This is a genomic window from Dactylosporangium darangshiense, assembly GCF_039537565.1.
Taxonomy (GTDB): domain Bacteria; phylum Actinomycetota; class Actinomycetes; order Mycobacteriales; family Micromonosporaceae; genus Dactylosporangium; species Dactylosporangium darangshiense.
Window position 1 is genome coordinate 1 of record NZ_BAABAT010000144.1, and the last position, 3,425, is coordinate 3,425.

4 protein-coding genes and 1 pseudogene are annotated in these 3,425 nt (G+C 68.3%); 4 read left to right on the plus strand and 1 reads right to left on the minus strand.

Translation table 11 applies throughout. The annotated features are described in order from the left end of the window. Nucleotides 1–723: 723 nt before the first annotated feature. The 4 genes and pseudogenes from ABD901_RS58200 to ABD901_RS58215 all read left to right on the plus strand — a co-directional run. Nucleotides 724–1,407 (plus strand): annotated as a pseudogene (locus tag ABD901_RS58200) (IS256 family transposase); the annotation flags it as partial. A 9-nt stretch (nt 1,408–1,416) separates the two neighbouring features. Then, a complete protein-coding gene (locus ABD901_RS58205; protein WP_345144923.1) occupies nt 1,417–1,839 on the plus strand; it encodes an IS110 family transposase in 423 nt (140 codons plus the stop codon). 254 nt (nt 1,840–2,093) lie between these two features. Then, a complete protein-coding gene (locus ABD901_RS58210; RefSeq protein ID WP_345144925.1) occupies nt 2,094–2,267 on the plus strand; it encodes a transposase in 174 nt (57 codons plus the stop codon). Continuing rightward, a complete protein-coding gene (locus tag ABD901_RS58215) occupies nt 2,268–2,510 on the plus strand; it encodes a hypothetical protein (protein WP_345144921.1) in 243 nt (80 codons plus the stop codon). A 248-nt stretch (nt 2,511–2,758) separates the two neighbouring features. Here the strand turns inward: ABD901_RS58215 and ABD901_RS58220 are convergent, their stop codons facing one another. Continuing rightward, entirely contained in the window at nt 2,759–3,202 is a 444-nt protein-coding gene (locus ABD901_RS58220) for a cold-shock protein (RefSeq protein ID WP_345144927.1), read from the minus strand. Nucleotides 3,203–3,425 lie beyond the last annotated feature (223 nt).

Below are 3,425 nucleotides of genomic sequence, written 5' to 3' on the forward strand. Positions count from 1 at the left end.
AAATCATCCGGCATCTCCAAACCCACCGCACCACACCCCCCAACCAACCACACCAAAACACACACCGAAACACCCGACAAAACGCTCAACAGGAAACACAACAAAAGGCCACACCGAAACAACCCGGCGCGGCCCCGAAACACTCACACCAACCCACCGAACCCGACGACCCCAACCCCGGACCCGCACCACACCCGAACCGCTGGACGCGCATTGCACGAGAAACGACACCGCACACCGGCAACCACCGCTCCCGCCCGGCCCCGTACCGCGAACTGGACCACCCAGCGTTCTCGACGACTGCGGTACCGGCCAACTCCGCACCTCCGCATCCCCGCGGCACGCCCGAATACGTTCACCAACATGAGCACGGCAGAACGCCGGACGGCGGAGCAGCCGACGGTTTCCGCGATCAAGAACACCACCGGGACGGCGGCGAGTGGACTCATCCCTGAAACGCCCGTACATCTGCCGCACCTCCCCTCGATCACTGCCCTCGGTCACCGCGTCGTGACCCTTCGATCCCGACCCGCATGAACCCACCCCGGCATAGCCCCAAACAGGCCCCACCAGAGCCACAACGTTCACCGACAGCGCACGGTTCAGCCCCAGCCCCGGGTCTCCATCGAAAATCCAACCTGAGACCGGTTAGGGACTGTGGATTTAACGGTGTTTTCCGGCCTGACCCGCCGGGTGTGACGCCCGGCGAGGAAGGTGCCCGTGATGACCGCGACACTGGACGATGTGACCGCGAGGAAGAGAAGGCCTGAGCCGTCAGCGGAGGAGCAGGCTGCAGCGGAGCTGGTGCGGCTGGCCAAGGAGCAGGGCCTGTCGTTGACCGGGCCGGACGGGTTGCTCAAGCAGTTGACGAAGACGGTGCTGGAGACCGCGCTCAACGAGGAGATGACCGAGCATCTCGGCTACGCCAAGCGCGACCCGGCGGGCGTCGGGGCGGGCAACGTCCGTAACGGCACCCGGTCCAAGACTGTGCTGACGGACAACACCGGACCGGTGCAGGTCGACGTGCCCCGGGATCGGGCCGGCTCGTTCACCCCGCAGATCGTCAAGAAGCGTCAGCGACGCCTGTCCGGCGTCGACGAGGTGGTGCTGTCGTTGTATGCCAAGGGTTTGACGACCGGGGAGATCTCGGCGCACTTCGCTGAGATCTACGGTGCGTCGGTGTCGAAGGAGACCATCTCCCGGATCACCGACAAGGTCGTGGAGGAGATGACCGAGTGGTCCCACCGGCCGCTCGACGGCGTCTACGCGGCGGTGTTCATCGACGCCATCGTGATCAAGGTCCGCGATGGGCAGGTGGCGAACCGGCCGTTCTACGCCGCGATCGGGGTCACTCTCGAGGGCGACAAGGACGTGCTCGGGTTGTGGGCCGGCTCCGGTGGTGAGGGCGTGGACAGCATGACGCAGTTGGACGGTCCGATCCATCTTGGGTTGGACGTGGCGAAGAGCCAGGTCGTGGTGGAGATTCTGGAGCCGGGGCGGGAGTCGCCGGCGGTGGACCGCATTGCCCACGATGAGGCGTCGGTGCGGCGGCTGGTTGATCGGTTCGCCGATCGGTCGCGGCTGCGGGTGTGTTACGAGGCGGGTCCGACCGGGTTCGGGTTGTACCGGCTGTTGCGCTCGATCGGGGTGGCCTGTGATGTGGTGGCGCCGTCGTTGATTCCGCGGTCGCCGGGCGATCGGGTCAAGACCGACAAGCGCGATGCCCGCCGGCTGGCCCGGTTGCACCGGTCCGGGGAGTTGGTGGCGATCGCGGTTGCCACACCCGAGCAGGAGGCGGTGCGGGATTTGTGCCGGGCCCGCACGGCATTGGTGCGTTGACCGCCGGCGGGCCCGGCAGCGGTTGGACAAGTTTCTGCTGCGCCACGACCGGGTGTATCACGGTCGCACGCCGTGGACGGCCCGCTATGAGCAGTGGCTGGCCGGGCAGCGGTTCGACGACCCGGCATTGCGGGCCACGTTCGGGCACTACCGCGGTGTGGTGTCGGCCCGGGATGCCGAGCTGACGGCGGTGGAGGGCAGCCTGGCGCCGTGGGTGCTGCGGGGCCGTTCGCGGCCGCGACGCATCGGCTGGCCTGCTATCGGGGTGTGGCGTATCCGGTTGGCTGACCCTCGCCTCGGAGGTGTTCGACTGGCGGCGGTTCGGCTCGGCGGTGGCGTTCATGGGCTTCACCGGGCTGGTGCCCAGCGAGTACTCCTCCGGGGAGTCCGTGCGCCGCGGGCACATCACCAAGGCCGGGAACGGCTAAGTGCGCACCCAGCTGGTCGAGTCGGCCTGGTCGTATCAGCACCACGCCGCGGTCGGTGCCGAGCTCAAAGGCCGCCAGCGGCACGCCGATGCGGCCACCATCGCCCGGTCATGGACGGCGCAGCAGCGGCTGTGCGCACGGTTCAGGCGGCTGGCCGCCCGCAAGACCAACAAGAGGGTCGTGGTCACCGCGATCGCCCAGGAACTTGCCGGGTTTCTGTGCGCGGAGATGACCGCAAACTGATGCTGCCTGGCAACGGCCGGGTTCGACGGCTCACGACGCGCTGGGGGTGGGTATCGCCGTGGCAGGAACAATCCCCGTCAGCGTCGCGGATGTCGGCCCGCAGCATCGTCGCGGCTTCGGGCATTGGCCACAGCCGCGACTCGCCGCGGTTGAGCACGTGCTGGTCGACGCCGCGCTCGACGGCGAGGCGCGCGCAGGCCGAGCTGATGATGCCGCTGCCGCCGATGAACAGGACCTTCATGGCCATCTCAGCTCTCCAGCCAGCCGTGGCTGCGGGCGAAGCTGACCAGGTGCTGGCGGGCCTGGGCGATCTGGCTGCCGGTCAGCGTCGGCACGTGCTGGATCAGCAGTTCGGTGACCTCGGCGGTGAACTCCCGGCTGGACAGCACGTCGCACAGGCCGTCGTCGTCCCCGGCCGGGCCGCTCGACGGCGCGGACCCGCTGGAGAACGGGGAAGCGGCGGCCCCAACGTGCTCACGGCGCGCCGGGACATCGAGGATGTGCACGGTCGCGACCTTCAGGCCGCGCTCGCCCTCCTCGACCTCGTACTCGACCCGCATGCCGGGGTGCACGAGATGGCGTTGCTCGCCGAAGTCGTTGGCGTGGACGAAGACGTCCTCGCCACCCGCGTTCGGCGCGATGAACCCGTAACCACGAACCTCGTCGAACCGCAGAATCCTGCCCGTTTCCACCACGAACCACCACCTACCAAAGAAAGTCTGCCCTCTGTATAGCACCCGCCCCAAGCCTCTTCGGTGCCGCCCATCCGCGACGATCACCGCGCGGGTCCTCAGGCGGCGATCGCCGCGTCCACCAAGGCCGCCGCGATGCCGCGTGCGACTGCGGCGGCTGCTGGGTCTCGGTCCATCCGTGCGGCCACTGTCGCGCCGTCGTAGAGCAGGACGAGCTGTGCCG